Raw genomic sequence first — 18,011 nt, forward strand, 5'->3', positions numbered from 1 at the left:
GCCTACAAAATAGAAAGGACCTACTTAACTGTGAACTCCCGTTTGACGGATACCGGGTTTCCAATTGACGAAAAGCCCTCTAGGATCAACTGATAGGTTCCCGGGACATCAGAAGTGTATATAACAATCTCTTCAGAACCCTGGGATAAATCCAATTCCGGCTCCCATAAAAGTTGGTGTCTAAAGTCCGGAACACGGTTCTGCAAATCGCTGGTATTATATGCTTGCTTGAAGTGGTCTTTGCGGACCTGGGGCTTGAACAAATCAACATTGACAATGTGAGGTGTAAAAAAGTCATTATAAAAGCCCCCTTCAATAGTTTTAAAATGAAGCACCCCTTGAAATACATGTGGACCCAATATCACCTTGTCACGGGAAAATTCAATACTATGGATCTTTTTGGCACTGTAGTCCATGAAATCCTCGTGTTTTTTGATGAAAAGTCCGTCCACAAATACCATGGGCAAAAGTGCCAAGTCCGTAAACCCCTCTTCTGGCCTGATTTCAAAAGCACGGTCACCATTCTGGAGTCTCCTAACGGATAATTGATCCACAACCTCAACAATGGTCTCCTCTATAGTATTGAAGCGGGTGTAATCATCCAAGTTGTAGTTCACAGTAAACTTGCGATAGTAAGGTGGTTCATGGCTGGCAGGAATAACGGAATCGGATTTCACCTCCCTAAAACCATTTTCTATCTGATTCTGGATACTTTTTTGAAGAATGTAATCTTCCATGGCTTTGGAAATCTTGAAATCATCAACTTGAATTCCAGAGTACTTTTTCGGTGCCTCATCCATCACGATTTCGTAAACATCCCAATTATCAGCCAAAATCTGCAAAGCCGCAGTTACGTTGCTGTACTCCTGGTCAAAAAGGAATCTAAACTTACCGGTTTCATTTGTTGACGCAACTTTAAATAGATACCTATCCCCTGGCAGTGAAATGGAAACCCTCACATCTTCTGCAGGTTCCTTGGTTTCTTTGTTAATGATGGTTCCTGAAACTACTTCTCCTCTAAGTTCCGGTAAATTCACTTTTTGGGAATTTACACCTGTATTGGAACCTCCATTCAAATAGCGTTTCACAAATTCCACCGCACTCATTTTTTGCGGGACAGGAAAATCTTCCTGTTTTCTAACAGAAATAGAATAATTCCCTTTTTTTGTTTCGGTGTTACCCGCATCGACACGTATAATCAATTTCTCCCGGAGTCCAAACTCACTTTTGTCCAAAGTAACCTTGACCGCATCCTCAGTACTTGTAATTGTTTCGGCCATAACCTTTGGAGTTTGAACCATCATGACATGCTGGGATGAATCAGGTACTACATCCAAATAAGATTCCGGAACTGGCTGGTAAGGATTAATGATATGGACATCGGATTGAAAGTAAGAATCTGTACCAAAATTCTGCATCCATTGGGAGTAACCCAATAGTTTATAACTGCCCGTCGGGATTGAGGTCGGGACAAAAAAGTCTCCATATCCCGCACCATCATCAAGCCTAATCTTATGGGTGAATACCAACTCGCCATCATGATCCACCAAGGCCACATAGGCTATTTTACTAATATTGGTGAGTTGCCTCCCTTGAGTTTCCAAACAGTATATTTTATAGCGTAAGTATTCACCTGAGAATAAAAGTGATTCGTTGGTTTGCACAAACACTTTTTCTTGGGGAACGTTTTTCAACCTTTCTCCTTGAACTGTTGAGTTTGAGGTTTGGGCAAAACCAGATAACGCAAATACGCTTAACAACAATGTGATGATATTGTATTTCATAATAATATTTTATTCAATCCAAAAATCTGGCACTTCTGAAGTACCTAGTACTGTGCAGTCCCCACATACCTGAGGGACAGTTATATAAGGTCCCGACCCCAAGCCCGAACCAATGTAATTGTCATCTATATATTTCACCCAATCCCACCTCACCAAATCAATCAAGCCAATAGTCGGAGTATTGAACTGACAAGGATCTACATAAGGAGGTAAATCTTCCATGGGATAAAAATCCGAATAGTTAAAAAAGATTCTTTTTTCATCCACATTTACCACATCAAAATAACCTAAAACTTTTTCATTGCTGCTATTTTCGGAAAAGACATTGCCTTCCAAAAATCCAGGTTGCGATTCGGAAAACAAACTTTCATTCGTTGAAAACTCATTTAGCGTTTCAAAGAAAGCATGTGCTTGTATAGATAAAGAGTATTGCCTAACCAAAATGCTGTATCTGTGACTGATGATATAGTCATTGCTTGGAATAAACCGAACCAATATGTTTTCTGCATTGTCCCCATCAAGATCTTCGGTGTCCGCAAGAATTATTCTGTTGGAATCAAAGGTTGCATAGCATATCCTTTCATCCAGTGATCTTGGTACCTTTATTATGTTTGGCGGAGTACTCTCCACAACTTCCAATTCCACTGGATCCCAAAATGGGGCTATTATCTTGTAGGTTTCCTCATATTCATATCTGTAAAATCCAGATGCCGTACCAGCTGCAACCGAGGCATTAACAAAAATTCCCATTCCGTCCTCCCCAAGGTCATTGGTAAAACGTTTGGCATAAACACTGTCCAACTTTGCCACTTCTGGCAAACCCATAGCCGTGGAACTATAAGATTTCCCATCTTGGGTTTCAACTGCCAATTGATATGTTAGTTGAGGTAAGGCAGCAAAGGAGGTATTTGAAACGTACGTTCCCTGGTCCTGCTCTTGAAAAGGGAACTCCTGTCCATCACTTGAAATCACGGAAACAGTTGCACCAGATTCCATTTCGATTTCCTCATCCTGAATCCTATAGGTTCTTGACAATAGTACCTCCTGAGGCTTAAACTCATCAGTAATGGTGGCCTCTATGACCAAGGTGCTCTCAAAATCTATAAACTCTGCATTGAACTCCTCTATGCATCCGTAATTTGGAAGCATCAATAAGACTATACAAGGGGTTATATATACAGGTTTTCCAATCATCATTCTATCCAAAAATCAGGTAATTCCGTGGTTCCCAATTCCCTGCAATCCCCACAAATCCTGGGAGCAATTTGAAAAGGCCCTTCACCCAAAGCAGGTGGACTATTGTCTGCTACATAAACTCCCAAACCACTTTCAATAATGGGCCGTAATACGCAGGTTCCTCCTTGTGAAACCAACGGGGGAGCGCTTGGTCTACAGTTTTCTACATAAGGAGGTAGTGGTTCTCCTGGGTAAAAATCATTGAAATTAAAAAACAATCTTTTTTCATCTACCGAGACCACGTCAAAAAATCCAATGACTGTTTCCTCCTCCGTTTCTTTTGAAAACACATTGCCCTCCAAAAATCCGGGTTGGGTTTGTGAAAACAAACTTTCCGATCCGGAAAGCTCATTCAGTGTCTCAAAAAAAGTATAAGCAGCATTGGATTGCACATATTGCCTTACCAAGATACTGTACCTGTGCGAAATAATATAATTGTCCCTACTAATAAACCGAACCATAAAGTTGCTCACCCTATCCTCTTCCAAATCCTCGGTGGAAGTAAGAATTATTTCATTGGAAAAGTCCGTTGCGTAGCAGATTTCCTCATCCGTGGTATTGGGAACCTTAATCACATTACATCCACCTGCTGCATCACCTATAAGTGAAATTGGGGACCAAGTAGGAGCTATTACCCGATAGGTCTCTATGTACTCGTAGCGGTAGTTTTTAGAACTTCCGGTAGAATCATAACTATCCACAAAAATACCCATCCCGTCTTCGCCAAAATCGTTGGTTATTCGTTCTGCCTTAACCTCGTCCAACGATGTGGTAGCAGTCAGTTGGGTCATACGGGAACCGTAGGTTCTTCCGTCATCGGTGGTGATATCCAGTTGGTACTCAACCCCGGCCTGGGCCGCGAATGCCTCTTCGGAAATATAGACCCCGTCACCAGAATCTTGAAACGCGATGGTGTTTCCATTGGCCATCAACCTCACCGTGGCATTGGACTCCGCTATGGGTCCATCAGCTTCAAATTCATAGGTTCTTGAAAGTATTACCTGCTGATTCCTTAACTCATTGGTAATGGTGGCCTCTATGACCAATGCGCTTTGAAAATCTACAAATTCACCATCAAAAGGCTCTATACAACCATACAGGATTAAGGCCGAAAAGCTTACGGCAAAAAAATATTTTATATGAGACAAAACGCTCTTCATTTCTTGCTTATCCAGTTAATCTTCAATCCAAAATTCCGGTACGGCAACCTTTCCCAATTCCAAACAATCTCCACATACCGTAGGCACAATGGTGTAAGGTCCTTCCGTTTGCTCAGGGCTATCGTTATTCCCTACATATCGAACCAAGTTTTCTTCAACCTGGGTGCTTAGTACACATCTTGGGGGTACACCTACTGCTAAGGGCGGTGATGATGTTGCACAAGGATCAATGTAAGGAGGCAAGTCTTCACCGGGGAACAAATCCGCATAATTAAAAAATAGTCGCTGTTCCTGTACGGTGGCCACATCAAAGTAGCCCAATACTTTTTCCTCCGTATTTGTAGTTGAGCTGATGTTTCCTTCCAAGAAACCGGGTTGGGTCTGGGAAAAGAAGCTATCGCTTCCTGAAAATTCATTAAGTGTCTCGTAAAATTCAAAGGCTGAATTGGACTGGACAAACTGCCTAACCAAGATGCTATACCTGTGTGAAATTATGTAGTTGTTCCGGTTAATGAATCGTACCATATAGTTACTAACCCTATCTTCGTTCAGGTCACTTGTGTTGGTTTGAATTATGGCATTTGAAAAATCAGTAGTAAAACAGGTCTCCTCCGAAACCGTATCTGGAATCAATCGTACTTCACAAAAAACCTCTGCTTCATTTGCTGGAACTTTCTCCAAGTCATTTGGGGTCCAAAAAGGGGCTATTATTTTATAGGTTTCCTCATATTGATACCGGTAATTCACAGAATTCCCTGTAGGGTCAAAACTATCCACAAAAATCCCTACGCCTTCCTCCCCAAAATCATTGGTAATTCTTTCCGCCCTTATTTCATCAATCTGGGTGGCCTGGGTAAGTGTCATTTCTGTGGAATTATATGACCTTCCGTCCTGGGTCTGTATGGATAATAGGTATGGAGTATTGGGTTGGGCCGCAAAGGCCTGCTGGGACAAATAAACCCCGGGAGAACTTTCTTCAAACAAAAAGGTGTTCCCGCCGCCATTGATACTGACTGTTGCGTTAGGTTCCGCTGACGGGCCGTCATCCTCAAACTCAAAGGTACGCGTAAGAAAGACCCGTTGAACCTCCATTTTATCTGTTATTGTGGCTTCCACAACTATGGCACTTTCAAAATCCTCAAAAGTTACATCAATGGGTTCAATGCAGCTAGATATCGGCATAAAAGCCATAGCCAGTATATATAATCCTATCTTGATAATTTTCTTTTTCATATTAATCATTCCGTCCAAAATTCCGGGGTTTGGTTGCTTCCTAAAACGGTACAGTCCCCACATTCCCGTGGTACTACCAGATAGGGGCCTTCTTCAAACGGAGGGTCGTCATTAATATTTAGGTAACTAACCTGATTGGCCTCTACCATAGCACTTAAAATACAACGTGCACCACCCTGGCTTATTAATTTAGGCGCAATTTCCATGCATGGATTAACATAATCTGGCAAGTCTTCTCCAGGATAAAAATCATCGTAGTTGAAGAAAATCCTCTTTTTGGAAACTGCACTCACCTCAAAATAACCTAGCACCTTTTCATCTTGGTTTTCCTCCGAAAAAACATTTCCAACCAAAAACCCAGGTTGACTTTCGGAAAAAATACTTTCGGTACTGGAGAACTGGTCCAATGAACTGAAATAGGAAGCGGCATCATTGGATTGGGTATATTGAGTGACCTCTATACTATAGCGATGGGATATGATATAATTGTTTCGATCCATAAAACGTACCATGAACCTTTGCACCCTGTTTTCATTCAAATTTGTCGTATTCGTCAAAATAATATCAGTAGATCTATCGCTTGCAAAGCATATCCGATTTTGTACAATTTTGGGAATAACATCAACCCCGCATTCAATACCGGTACTCAAAAGGTCAAAATCATTCCACTCTGGGGCTATAATTTTATAGGTCTCTTGGAATTCGTAGCGGAAGTTTTGGGAATTGCCAGTGGCATCAAAACTATCCACAAAAATTGCAATACCGTCTTCTCCCAAGTCACTGGTAATTCTGTCGGCATAAACGCTATCCAATGCCACCGCTTGTGGCAAGGAAGCACTTTGTGAACTATAGGCCGAACCATCCCCGGTGGTGATCTTTAATGCATAACTGCTTCCTGGCTGCGCGGCAAATTCCTGCTGCGACCTATATTCGCCAGGGTTTGTTTCAACGAAGAGAATTTCATTGGTTTCATTCTCAATGACTTTGACAGATGCTCCTGATACCGTTTCAGGTTCTTCCTCAAAACCGTAGGTGTTGGAAAGGTAGATGGCCTGTCGTCCCATTTCATCCGTTATGGTGGCATCTATTACCAAAGCGCTCAAAAACTCACCGGAATCCACTTCAAAAGGCTCAACACACGAAGAAGCCAATGCCGCCGTGAAGACCAATACCATTACTATGTCTTTTTGAGCCAGTTGCACCTGTTAAAACTTGAAATTGTATGTAATTGTCGGTACAGGAATCGAAAATATCGAGCTTTGATATGCCTTGATATCTCCATCTTCCGTTACAAAAAACACGGAATAGGGATTGTTTCTTCCCAGAACATTATAAATGGAAAAACTCCAGAAGCTATGGGCAAATTTCTTGATCTTGTGATTACCCTCCATATTGAAACTCAAATCGAGTCTGTAATAATCCGGAATCCTAAATTTGTTCCTATCGCTGTAAAAGACAAATTCGGAATTGTTAAAAGAAAAGCTCCCAATAGGGAAAGTTACCGGTCTACCCGTCTGATATACGAAATTAGCCGAAGCACTGAACCTTCGGGTAAACTTATAATTGGCTACAAGGCTAATGTCATGGGGCTTGTCAAAATTGGATGGAAAAAACTCACCATTGTTCACCCTTTCTTCTGCAAAGGGGCTATCTAGTTTTACAAAGGACCGGGAGTAGGTATATCCTAACCATCCGTTGAGTTTCCCTTCATTTTTCTTGATCAAAAACTCTACCCCATAGGCCTTCCCGTCTCCCTGGATTACCTCGGTTTCTATGGCTTCGTTCAATAACAACTGTGCCCCAACCTTATAATCCAATAGATTGGTCTGTTTCTTATAATAACCTTCCAAACTCAACTCAAAGGTGTTTCCTCCAAAATTCTTGTACAAACCCAAAGAGCCTTGGTAGGCCTCTTGTGGTTTGATGTTCAAATCTGAAAGCTTCCAAGTATCCGTAGGTGAAACCGTGGTGTTGCTGGAAAGGGTATGTATGTATTGGTAAGCATTGTTGACACTGGCCTTTATAGAAAAATCAGGAGCAAGAAAATACCTTGCAGAAACCCTGGCCTCAGGTCCTCCGTAAGTTTCAATAACCTCATTCTTATCAAAATCCTGTGTCTCTACCAACGTACCACTGTTCTTTGGTCCGTTTTCTTGATAAATGCGCTGCGACGATGCTCCCAAAGCAGCATAAAAGGAATAGCGGAGCCCAATATCTATCAGTAACTTATCATTCACCTCATAACTATCAGAAGCAAATACGGCCGATTCCAATCCCTTTTCTTGGGGTATGGTCAAGGAGGTAACTTCCGAATCGCCTCCCAAGGGCACAATATCTCCCGGGTCCACCACATAGAGTTTGCTCGACAAGCCAAAATCGAACTTGTGCTTATCACTATGCAGGTATTTCATCTTCAATTTGATCTCGGTCTCATTATTCTTGTATCCCAAGTCAAAATCGTCGTTGGATTCCCCGTCAAACTCAATGCCAAATCGATACTCACTGTTTGACGCGATGAGACTTCCGGTAGTTTTCTCGCTAAATTTATGATCCCATTTTAAAGACACTAGTCGATTGCTATAATCAAAAATGGAATCAGACGTAATACTAAATTCATCCCGGCTAAAGTACCCTGTTGCCTTGATCTCGTTTTTATCGTCTATGGTGTGGTTATACTTGGCCACCACATCAAAAAAGGAAGCCGTACTGTTGTTCAGTTGCTCGTCATCCAGGGCTTTCAAAATCCAATCTGAATATGTAGCCCGACCACCGATCAATAAAGCTGACTTATCTTTTACCACTGGTGTTTCCAACACAATATTGCTGGTCACCGGTCCTATGGATGCTTCCCCCGAGAATTTTTCCGTATTTCCATCTTTGGTAGTGATATCGAATACGGAGGAGAGTCTTCCCCCAAATTCTGCTGGGATATTTCCCTTGTAAATCTCTGCTGACCCCGTGGAAAAAGGGTTTATGGCCGAAAAAATCCCAAAGAAGTGGGAAGGATTATAAATGACCCCATTATCCAAAAGAATCAGGTTTTGGTCTGTTCTCCCCCCTCTAACATTGTATCCGGCGGCTCCTTCTCCAGCGGTTGTTATTCCGGGAAGGGTAATGGCAGCCTTTAAGATGTCTCGTTCACCCAATACCAAGGGGATATTTTTGATTTTTTCAACCTCAATAAGGGTAACTCCCGTAATCGCGGTTTCCACATTTCTATCCAAATTACCCTGAACCACAACCTCATCCAATGCTTCCACGCTTTCATTGAGGTCAAAGTTATAAACACCATTGCTGTACAGGATTACTTTGGTTCTGGAATCCTGGATTCCGAGGCCTTGTGTTCGGATGATGTTTTCACCTACAGGAAGTTCCAGGCTATAATTACCATTTGCATTGGTGGATGTTCCCAGATCTTTGCCCTCCACAATAATGGCCAAATCCGGAATGGGTTGCCCTGTTCTGGCATTGGTTACTTTTCCATTTAAGGTAAACGCCCTTTTTCTGTTGTTTCGATTCTCCTTCCCAATTTTAACCACCTGCATTCCCCTGGATACACCGGAGTCCTCTGCATTGACAAACAAAGGCCCCAAATCTTGGATGTCATCATAGCTGGGTCCGTCATCCGCTACAGCATCTTTCTTTCCAAAAAAATCTTCGGGAAGTGATTCATAGATCTGATTGTTCTGAAGAAGGAAAATTCTATTGTCTTCGGTTATATAAAAATTAAGGACGGTATTTTTAAACAGGTCATCCAAGATCAAGCTCACCTGGGTATCTTGATAACTACCGCTTACCTTAATATTCTCCAACCAAGCATCCAGATAGTAAAATCTATATGCTGTTTTGCTCTCAATGGATTGCAGAGCGTCCAAAACATCCACATTGGTAAAGGAAATTGAAATCCTAGGTATTTCTTCTTGGGCCAACGCATGCTGTATGCCTACAAGAAGCATAAACGCTATCAATATTTTCTTCATTACTTGGAAGTGTTTTTAGGTTGGGACAATAAGATTTCCAAACGTTTTAAAAGACTTACCTGAAAACCGTCTGGATCTGATTTCCTGAGTCCCCTAGCTAGATTGTAAAATCTATCTATATCCTTTTTCAATTGTGGGAACACCAAAATATTATCCTTTTTGGTATTAACGATATGGTATTTGCCCTGATAGAGAAGGACTTGTTCACTTTGCCCATCCAAGAATTCATAGTAGATGGCACTTCGATCTTTTCGGTCAAAACTTTTCTTGGTGTATTTGGTATAAAGGGTGTATAAAGGTCCTTTATAGGCCACTGCATAAAACCCGTAAAGGTTTAGCCCTTGGACCTGGTTCCGTTCGAGCTTGACAAAATCCACTCCGGCTATGGTAAAACTTTCCACTTTATCTTTGAAAAGCTGTAAGGTGCCCCCACCTGCTGTGCTAATCAGTTTAAGCAGTACCTGATCTTCAAAAACATCATATTTAAGATCTAAACCATAGTAGCACTGCCCTTCGTAACATACATCCCCTTTAAGAAAATCCCTGTTTTTGAAGTATTGGGTATTCTCATTTATGGTCCTGTACTTAACCGCGTGGATTTCACCTTGGTATAGACCGGTGTTCTCTATACCCACCTCTTTGTCAAATTGATTATAATACGCAACTTCATGCGACTCTTGGCCGTGCGCAGACACAACTAAACCAAGGACAAACAATGCCCTTAATGGCTTCCGATAAAATTTAAGCATCCTACTATTTGATTGATGTGTGAGGTTCGTTTGTTTAATTGAATTAGCTTGACCTAAAGTACCACATAATGTGATAATTTTTAAATTTTTGTTAAAAATTCATAGAATTTTATCATTCTGGTTAAATAACAAAAATTTTACTTGCGATTTAACAATTTTTAACAAGGAATGTTTAATAGTCCTAAGCTAGTTTGGGTAAAAAACCAATTGGGAAGGTGAATTGTTTTGAATTTCTTCTTTGTTCATCATCATTTTTCTGAATTTCCCTTCCACAAACATTTCTGCCTGATCTTTATAATGCTTACTGAAAGGATTTCCAGATTGTCCTGTGGGAAGTATACTCATGCTATTCTCAATGTCTGAAAAATCGACAACACGGCGTGTGGACGGACCCACATTTACCTTATGGAATCCAGTACCGTCATAAGTAAAGCTCATATTATTTATCACTTCCCTTGTACCGTTGACCGGGAAGGGACCCACATTGAAAAAACTCCGTAGTGATTCCACCTGACCAATGGGATGGGGATGTTCCAAAGTGTGCACTTTATCCCAAGTCCATTGGGAAGCATCAGGCCCGAAATCATCAACCAAGGACTGCCAAGCTTCTGCAAAAGATTGAAGTACTATTTCTTCTCTGGTCTCCACTTTATCCTCAGTTAGGATATTGTCCCACCAAATTCCAGTTTTCATTTGGGCGCCAAAAGCAATTTGCCGCTTGAATACATGGGTACCAATAAATTGTTTGAATTTCTCTTCTCCCAACTCGTCCAAAAAAGTATTCTTTACCATAAAATACTCGCATCTATGGTATAAAGTGGGGTTGGTTCCATCCAAAGTATAGGTTCCGTCCCAATTTCGAAGTGCATCCACCTGGACCAATTGCTCCTCATTTAAATGGGAAACATCCAGTAGCTTAATCAATTCTGCCACCAATGCAGGGTTCACCAAAGAGGTAGCGTCCAAAATCATTTGTGAGGTAGATTCTCTGTCCCAATCATTTTTACTTTCCAACAATTGAACAATGCGCAAGGCCCTGTTCTCCGGTAGGTAGTACCCCGGATAAAGCATGCCTGCAATGGAGTCCGGTTGGTTGTTGGCAGAATACACATAATTCCATGGCGGATTAATGGCAGACGGATTCTCGGAAAAATCCAAATAACGGACAGGTTCGTCTTTGCCCGAAGCACCATCCATAACCATCTTGGTAGAGACACTATCCGGCATTTGATACAGTTGTGCGGTGGCCCACCAGGCAACATTTCCTTCCGCATCACCATACATCACGTTCAAACCTGGCGCGTGGATTTTGGGCAACGCACCTTCAAATTCCTCCAGATTGCTGGCATGGCTCATTTCATATACCGCATCCAGCACCTTATTTTTATTCTGGGTATAAATCCATGACATGGCAATGGGAGTATCTCCCTTAATTTGTTTAGCAACGTTATTTACCAATGGTCCGTGTCTGGTTTTTCTAACGGTAAAACTTATCGGTTCGGCATCCTTTACCTTGATTTCCTTGGTGATATATTCATAGTTCTCCCAGCCATTTTCAGTTTTGTATTGTGTAGTGTCCGCAGGATTGGTTTGCTCCAGATAAAAATCGATATCATCATTTTCAAACATCGTAAGACCGTACGCCACATTTCTGTCATGGGCAAGCATTGGAAACGGCCCTCCAGCCAGGTGATATCCATACTTCTCGTAGGTTGGAGTACTTATGTGGACCTCATACCAGACCGAAGGCTGGGCATACGAAATATGTGGGTCATTGGCCAAAATCACCTTCCCCGTCTTCGTCTTGCTGGGGGATATCACCCAACTGTTACTTCCCTCAAATTGAGGAACAGGTAGTTTGTTCAGGGCTTGGAACACTCCAGCGGTAATATCCAAATCCAAACTGTCAACTTTGGTGTTTCTGTAATTCTTTATCCATGTTGTGGTGGTATCCGAGTACACGGCCAAATCTTGGATGTATTTCTCGCCCAATTCATTTTTGATGTCGGTTAGAAGCGGATCTGTTTTGTGTGCCATGGCAAAACTGAAGGCCATATACCCCATGGCATCCATAATGTCATTAAGCTCAAAGGGTTTTTTCTCCAACCCAGTAAGGTAAAATTCAATGGGGGTTGGGCCTTCTTCAATAAATTGATTTACACCTTCCAGATAGGCCTGTGCCAAAATCACCGCCTCACTTTCCAGATCCATTTCGGAAACCGCTTGTACCGAATTATCATCAATCCCTAAGGAAAGAAAGAACTTATCCGTTTCTACCAAATCGGCTCCAAAGACTTCGGAGAGTTTGCCTTTGGCAACACGACGCAACAGCTCCATTTGCCATAGTCTGTCCTGGGCATGGACATAACCCAAAGCCTTGGTGGCATCTCTTTCATTATTGGCATAAATATGGGGAATTCCGTAATCGTCAAAATAGACATTTACCTCATTGGAAATACCGGATAGAGATATTTTTCCATCATAGTCCGGTTTTAGACTTTGTACAAATACGAAGACGCCTATAGCCACAATAAGTACAAGGCCAGCTAGTACTAAAAGTACTTTTTTAAGTTTCTTCACTGGGGCTTTGGTTAATTGAAATAGTTACCCTAAGGTACGCTATTTTCCAAAAAGCCTAAAAAATGGAAGTAAGAATAACTATTTATTCATGGACAACTGGTAGGTGGCAAGACCAGATTTTAGCCATTGTCCATATTCCTCCACATCCACATATTGGACAGCATCGTTTAGGATTTCCAAATTAGGGGATAGTAGTACATAATACGGCTGGGAAGCAGCATTAAAGTTGATGGTCTGAAATGTCCCCCATTTTTGCCCTACCGTATTAATCTCTTTAATACGTCCAGATTCATATTGGAAATCGAACTTTTGGTTTTCTGGAAGTTCCTTGCGATCGTCCACATAAAGTGATATCAAAACATATTCATCTTTGAGCATGGGATAAATGCTTGGATCACTCCATACATTTTCTTCCATCTTTCTACAATTTACGCAGGCCCACCCCGTAAAATCCAACAAAATGGGCTTGTTTACTGCTTGCGCATAGGCCACGCCTTCATCAAAGTCCTTAAAACAATCCAAGCCCAGGGGGCAATTGCTTTCTGACGTACTCAAGGTATAAAAGTCAGGTGGTGGGAAACCACTCAACAACTTTAGACTGGTCATATTGAGCAAACCCAATATCAGATAGGTAGCAAAGGTGGTACTGAGCACACCTACCAATTTTCTGCCGATGGATAATTTTTGCTTGGGGCCATCATGCGGGAAGCGGAAAATGCCAAACAGGTAGAGCGCCATCAGAACGAAAATCAATATCCATATACCAAGGAATATCTCGCGTTTGAAGATGCCCCAATTCCCCACCAAATCAGCATTGGATAAAAATTTAAACGCCAAAGCCAATTCCAAAAAGCCCAACACTACTTTCACGGTGGTCATCCATCCTCCTGATTTTGGCAACGAATTCAGCCAAGCGGGAAACAAGGCAAACAAGCCAAAAGGTAAAGCCAAGGCCAAGCCAAAACCTACCATTCCAGCGGATAAGTTTACCGCTACATCACCTTCTGCCAAGGTGGTACTACCCAATAATCCGCCCAAAATGGGTCCCGTACAGGAGAACGAAACAATGGCCAGGGTTAATGCCATAAAGAAAATTCCCAATCCCCCTCCTACTTTGGACGAGGCAGCATCCATTTTATTGGCCCAAGAACTCGGCAAGGTCAGTTCGTAATAGCCAAAAAACGAGAAGGCAAAAAAGACGAATATGGCAAAAAAGAACACATTCAGCCAGATATTGGTAGCTATGGTATTCAGAATTTGTGAGTCAATAGAATCAAACAAATGAAATGGGAGACTCAACAAAAAGTAAATCAACACAATGAAAAAACCATAGAGCATGGCATTGGTTATGCCTTTGGCCTTTTGTTGCGATTGTTTGGTAAAAAAAGATACCGTCAATGGAATCATGGGGAAAACGCAAGGGGTCAGCAAGGCAATCAGACCTCCCAGGAATCCCAATCCGAAAACCATCCACAATCCTGACTTTTTCTTGGCCTGGGTCAACCCACCCTGGTTCAATAACTCCTTGTTCTTTAAATCCAACTTCAAGTTGGCACTCATAGCCAAACTTTCCTCATCAATTTGTTGTTCCGAAGCCACAAAACCATTTCCATCCAAGGAAACCTGGAAGAGTTCGTCCATAGGTATGCAGACCTCTTTACAAATTTGATAGAACAGATTCACCGAAATTTGGCGAACCTCAGGGTTCAAAAGTTTAATACGCTGGGTAAAAATGGCCTCTTTTTTAAAGAAGGTTTCCTCAACTTCAAAAATGTCGCTGTACTCTTTTATCGTTTCACTTTCTTGGGTCTCGCCTACCAACTCATAGTCTACTCCGGCCTTCTCAAAAGTGAATTCGCTGGGTAATGAACCTCCTTCGGCCGTGTATTGGGAGTACACATGCCAACCGTCCATGATTATCCCCTCAAAAACAAGATCGTATTCGGTATCGGATATTTTGTTAACCGTATGCGACCAAAGTGCCGGTTCTTTATCCGTCTGCCCATAAAGCCAAGAGCTCAACGCAAACAAACCTAAGAGTAGTACTAACTTTCTCATACAAGAAGCGAAATTTTAAGTATCTGTTGGGTCGTGGTTTCCACCTTAAACCTTTCATCAAGCCTTTTGCCCAAAACCCACACAATGGCATCGCCTGAACAGAGCAACCATTGTTTTTCCTTGGAAAAAACGTCCATTTTCTCGTCCTTGAAGAATTTGGACAGCTTTTTTTTGCCTTGCATTCCAAAAGGATAAAAATAGTCGCCTTTTTCCCATTTCCTTAATAATAACGGATAGTTTAACTTTTCCTTATCAACAAAAATCACCTGGGGAGAAGAATTTTCAATGGAATCTGCATGTTCAAATTTCAAGGGAACAGGAAATTTGACCAAACTTTTCTGATTTACAATCCAGTATTTTTGGTTGACCGCGTTTCCATTTTTGGAAAGAATCAAGTGTGACCGATCCTTTAATAATCTATGTGTTTTGGAATGCAATTCCTTCCCGCTTGAAGCCATTGACAATGCCTTGGTATCTTCCCATACAACGAATCCGTATTCTTTGAATAGTTCATATAAATGACTCTCCAAAGGACGAAGCTGCAACATATTTTCAATATTAATTCGAATCTCATCATCCCGTTCTTCGAACAAATCCGCTCTGACCGAATCTATATAGTTTGAAATCAGGTTTCTCGAATGATTTAAATGTTCTTGGGTTACGCCAAAGTTCTGAAGAAACGTAGGATGCAGTTCCTTCAATTTAGGTACCAGTTGGTGCCGGATTTTATTCCGAAGGTATTTGGTGTCTTCATTGCTACTATCCTCCCGCCATTCCAAATGCTCTTTTTGGGCGAAATCCAGGATTGCCTGTCTAGAAAATGGAAGCAACGGCCTAATAACATTCCCGTTTTGTGCTTGAATCCCAGAAAGTCCATCTATACCTGTTCCTCTGGATAGGTTGATTAGAAAAGTCTCCAAGGCATCATCAGCGTGATGTGCCGTTAATACATATTGGAATCCATGGGCTTCCATCAGCTCTTCAAACCAGTCATAGCGAAGTTTTCTGGCGGCCATTTGGATGGAACCTCTGTTCTCTTCTGCATATTTAACCGTGTCGAAAGACTTTTTATGCACCTCTACCTCTAAGGTTTCAGCCAATTCCCTAACAAATTCCTCGTCCCCGTCGCTCTCGTCCCCACGAAGCTTAAAATTGCAATGCGCCAAGGCAATGTACATACCAGCTTGATTGCATAAGTGTGCCAGAACAACACTATCCAAGCCTCCGCTACAAGCCACAAGCACTTTACCCTCCTTTAAAAAGGGAAAATGATTCTGAATATGGGTCTCAAATTGAGCTTGCATTTGGCAAAAGTAGCAATAAACCTCAGCTTCCCTCCAGTACACTGCGCATGGCCTTGGCCTTTAGCAGACATTCTTGGTATTCCTTTTCCACATCCGATTTAGAGGTGATGGCACTCCCCACGGAAAAAGAAACATATTTAGAGGTATGGTTATAGAGAATACTGCGGATGACCACGTTAAAGTCAAAATCCCCATTGGGATCAAAATAACCCACGGCACCGCTATACAATCCACGCTTGGTCTCTTCCTGTTTCTCAATGATTTTCATGGCAGAAACTTTTGGAGCTCCCGTCATGCTTCCCATAGGAAATGTGTCTTTGATTAGTTGCATAGAATTCAACCTTTTGGGCACTTGGGCGGTTATGGTCGAAATCATCTGATGTACCTGCTTAAAAGCATAAACCCCACACAACTCCTCTACCTTCACACTGCCCTTTAATGCGCTTTTTGACAAATCATTCCGCACCAAATCGGTTATCATGATATTCTCTGTCCGCTCCTTAGGGTCTTGCTGCAGTTGCTTTCTCAGTTCGTGGTCTTCCTTCGGATCAGTGCTCCTTGGTGCCGTGCCCTTTATGGGTTGGGATATCACCTTCTCCCCTTCCCTGCGCAAGTAGCGTTCTGGGGAAGCACAAAGAAGATATTTATCGTCCAACCTTAAAAATGCCGCAAAGGGAGGCGAAGAAATTTGGTTGAGGTTTCTATAGGTATCCCATGGGTCTATTTCGGTATTTTCCGCATAAAATTCCTGACAAAAATTGGCCTCGTAAATATCTCCACGATGAATATGTTCTAAAAACCTGTTGGCCTTTTCAAAATATGCATCCTTATGGATACGCAGTTTTATTCGAACAGATTGATGGAGCTCAGAAATAGTTCTTTTTTGGGACAACTCTTGTATTTCAGCAAAATCTGTTTCCATCTCCGAGTCGCGACTTTCCAGATACAGCAACTTAACTTGATTCCCATTTATAGTCACGATTTTTTCGGGCCGGAAGAAATGGAGCAATGGAAATACTAGCCCGTCATGATTGTTGGAATCCAGGTCTTCCCATTGGTTTTTTAAATCGTATGAAAAATAGCCAAACAACCAATCTTTCTCTTTGTCGATATAATTCGATACTTCATCGGTGTTTTGAAGCATTTCATTAGACTCATCGGTCTGTGCAGTAATTGCCAAAATTGCATCGTATTTTCCATATGCATCCACGTGATTATTGCTATCCAGCCAAACCACATTAGTAAAGGTTTTAGACCATTCCAATAGCGCGGTCTTGAAATATTCAGGGGAGGAAACAGAAAAAGAGCGTTGCTTTCGCAAAAGATTTTACTTAAGTGAATCCAGAAATTGGGTCAGCGCCTTTTGGTGCGCTTCCCTCAGTTCGGCATCCATTATTCCACCTTCTCCATAATTCTGGTGAAATGAAGGTAAGGAGAAGGTACCCACTATCTCAGCGCCAAATCTGGGTAACAGGGCTTCGGTAACCCCCAAAGCGCCAATACCTCCGCGTCCGCCAGGAGAGGCCGACATTAATAGAACCTTGGTATTGTCCAAGAATTTACGCTCCAATCTGGATAGCCAATCCAATACATTCTTAAAGTAAGCAGAGGGATTACTATTGTGTTCGTTTACGGAAAGAACAAGGCCATTTGCCTGTTGGATATCATTCTTTAGCTCTACCAGAGAATTGGAATACCCTTTTTGTTTCTCCTCGTCCTCACTAAACATGGGAAACGGATATCTGGTCATGTCCAACAATTGAATCTGATGCCCTTCAATCAATGATGTGGTATGTTGTACCAACTTATAATTGACGGACGTGGAAGAATTACTTCCGGCAAATGCCAAAATTGTAGCCATAGGGAAAAAACTTTGTTTGTTTCGCTAAAATACCCCAAAAGGCCATTCCATGCGAGTATTTTGTCT

12 protein-coding genes are annotated in these 18,011 nt (G+C 41.8%); all 12 read right to left on the minus strand.

Annotated elements, in window-relative coordinates; translation table 11 throughout:
• Window positions 1-20 precede the first annotated feature (20 nt).
• Window positions 21-1,784, minus strand: a complete 1,764-nt coding sequence (locus FGG15_RS03925) for a hypothetical protein (RefSeq protein WP_138833422.1) — start codon at window positions 1,782-1,784, stop codon at window positions 21-23.
• A gap of 9 nt (window positions 1,785-1,793) precedes the next feature.
• Window positions 1,794-2,933: a DUF4249 domain-containing protein gene (locus tag FGG15_RS03930; protein ID WP_161991916.1), complete on the minus strand. Its 1,140-nt coding sequence runs from the start codon at window positions 2,931-2,933 to the stop codon at window positions 1,794-1,796.
• A 44-nt stretch (window positions 2,934-2,977) separates the two neighbouring features.
• Window positions 2,978-4,180 (minus strand): DUF4249 domain-containing protein, encoded by a 1,203-nt coding sequence (locus FGG15_RS03935; RefSeq protein ID WP_138833426.1) that lies wholly within the window; start codon window positions 4,178-4,180, stop codon window positions 2,978-2,980.
• A gap of 15 nt (window positions 4,181-4,195) precedes the next feature.
• Complete coding sequence (locus tag FGG15_RS03940; protein WP_161991917.1) at window positions 4,196-5,413, minus strand: DUF4249 domain-containing protein; 1,218 nt, start codon at window positions 5,411-5,413, stop codon at window positions 4,196-4,198.
• 5 nt (window positions 5,414-5,418) lie between these two features.
• The gene (locus FGG15_RS03945) at window positions 5,419-6,588 is read right to left on the minus strand and encodes a DUF4249 domain-containing protein (RefSeq protein WP_138833430.1); all 1,170 of its coding nucleotides are present in this window, start codon (window positions 6,586-6,588) and stop codon (window positions 5,419-5,421) included.
• Between the two features lie 30 nt (window positions 6,589-6,618).
• A complete protein-coding gene (locus FGG15_RS03950; RefSeq protein WP_138833432.1) occupies window positions 6,619-9,393 on the minus strand; it encodes a TonB-dependent receptor in 2,775 nt (924 codons plus the stop codon).
• Window positions 9,393-10,142, minus strand: a complete 750-nt coding sequence (locus FGG15_RS03955; protein WP_138833434.1) for a hypothetical protein — start codon at window positions 10,140-10,142, stop codon at window positions 9,393-9,395. Before FGG15_RS03955 ends, FGG15_RS03950 begins: the two co-directional genes overlap by 1 nt.
• Before the next feature lie 186 nt (window positions 10,143-10,328).
• Window positions 10,329-12,722, minus strand: a complete 2,394-nt coding sequence (locus tag FGG15_RS03960) for a penicillin acylase family protein (RefSeq protein WP_138833436.1) — start codon at window positions 12,720-12,722, stop codon at window positions 10,329-10,331.
• A 78-nt stretch (window positions 12,723-12,800) separates the two neighbouring features.
• Window positions 12,801-14,780: a protein-disulfide reductase DsbD family protein gene (locus FGG15_RS03965; RefSeq protein ID WP_138833438.1), complete on the minus strand. Its 1,980-nt coding sequence runs from the start codon at window positions 14,778-14,780 to the stop codon at window positions 12,801-12,803.
• The gene (gene tilS, locus FGG15_RS03970) at window positions 14,777-16,084 is read right to left on the minus strand and encodes a tRNA lysidine(34) synthetase TilS (protein ID WP_138833440.1); all 1,308 of its coding nucleotides are present in this window, start codon (window positions 16,082-16,084) and stop codon (window positions 14,777-14,779) included. The genes FGG15_RS03965 and tilS overlap by 4 nt, the downstream gene beginning before the upstream one ends.
• A gap of 22 nt (window positions 16,085-16,106) precedes the next feature.
• Complete coding sequence (locus tag FGG15_RS03975) at window positions 16,107-17,405, minus strand: chorismate-binding protein (protein WP_138833443.1); 1,299 nt, start codon at window positions 17,403-17,405, stop codon at window positions 16,107-16,109.
• A 6-nt stretch (window positions 17,406-17,411) separates the two neighbouring features.
• The gene (locus FGG15_RS03980; protein WP_138833445.1) at window positions 17,412-17,945 is read right to left on the minus strand and encodes an NADPH-dependent FMN reductase; all 534 of its coding nucleotides are present in this window, start codon (window positions 17,943-17,945) and stop codon (window positions 17,412-17,414) included.
• Between the last annotated feature and the right edge of the window lie 66 nt (window positions 17,946-18,011).

The organism is Flagellimonas algicola, assembly GCF_005937185.1.
Taxonomy (GTDB): Bacteria; Bacteroidota; Bacteroidia; order Flavobacteriales; family Flavobacteriaceae; genus Flagellimonas; species Flagellimonas algicola.

What these genes read in the sequence shown, in the direction of transcription:
- FGG15_RS03945 (WP_138833430.1), bottom strand. Translation starts at nt 6,588, where the DNA reads ATGGTATTGGTCTTCACGGCGGCATTGGCTTCTTCGTGTGTTGAGCCT.
- FGG15_RS03940 (WP_161991917.1), bottom strand. Translation starts at nt 5,413, where the DNA reads ATGAAAAAGAAAATTATCAAGATAGGATTATATATACTGGCTATGGCT.
- FGG15_RS03930 (WP_161991916.1), bottom strand. Translation starts at nt 2,933, where the DNA reads ATGCTTCCAAATTACGGATGCATAGAGGAGTTCAATGCAGAGTTTATA.
- FGG15_RS03980 (WP_138833445.1), bottom strand. Translation starts at nt 17,945, where the DNA reads ATGGCTACAATTTTGGCATTTGCCGGAAGTAATTCTTCCACGTCCGTC.
- FGG15_RS03925 (WP_138833422.1), bottom strand. Translation starts at nt 1,784, where the DNA reads ATGAAATACAATATCATCACATTGTTGTTAAGCGTATTTGCGTTATCT.
- tilS (WP_138833440.1), bottom strand. Translation starts at nt 16,084, where the DNA reads ATGCAAGCTCAATTTGAGACCCATATTCAGAATCATTTTCCCTTTTTA.
- FGG15_RS03950 (WP_138833432.1), bottom strand. Translation starts at nt 9,393, where the DNA reads ATGAAGAAAATATTGATAGCGTTTATGCTTCTTGTAGGCATACAGCAT.
- FGG15_RS03955 (WP_138833434.1), bottom strand. Translation starts at nt 10,142, where the DNA reads ATGCTTAAATTTTATCGGAAGCCATTAAGGGCATTGTTTGTCCTTGGT.
- FGG15_RS03965 (WP_138833438.1), bottom strand. Translation starts at nt 14,780, where the DNA reads ATGAGAAAGTTAGTACTACTCTTAGGTTTGTTTGCGTTGAGCTCTTGG.
- FGG15_RS03935 (WP_138833426.1), bottom strand. Translation starts at nt 4,180, where the DNA reads ATGAAGAGCGTTTTGTCTCATATAAAATATTTTTTTGCCGTAAGCTTT.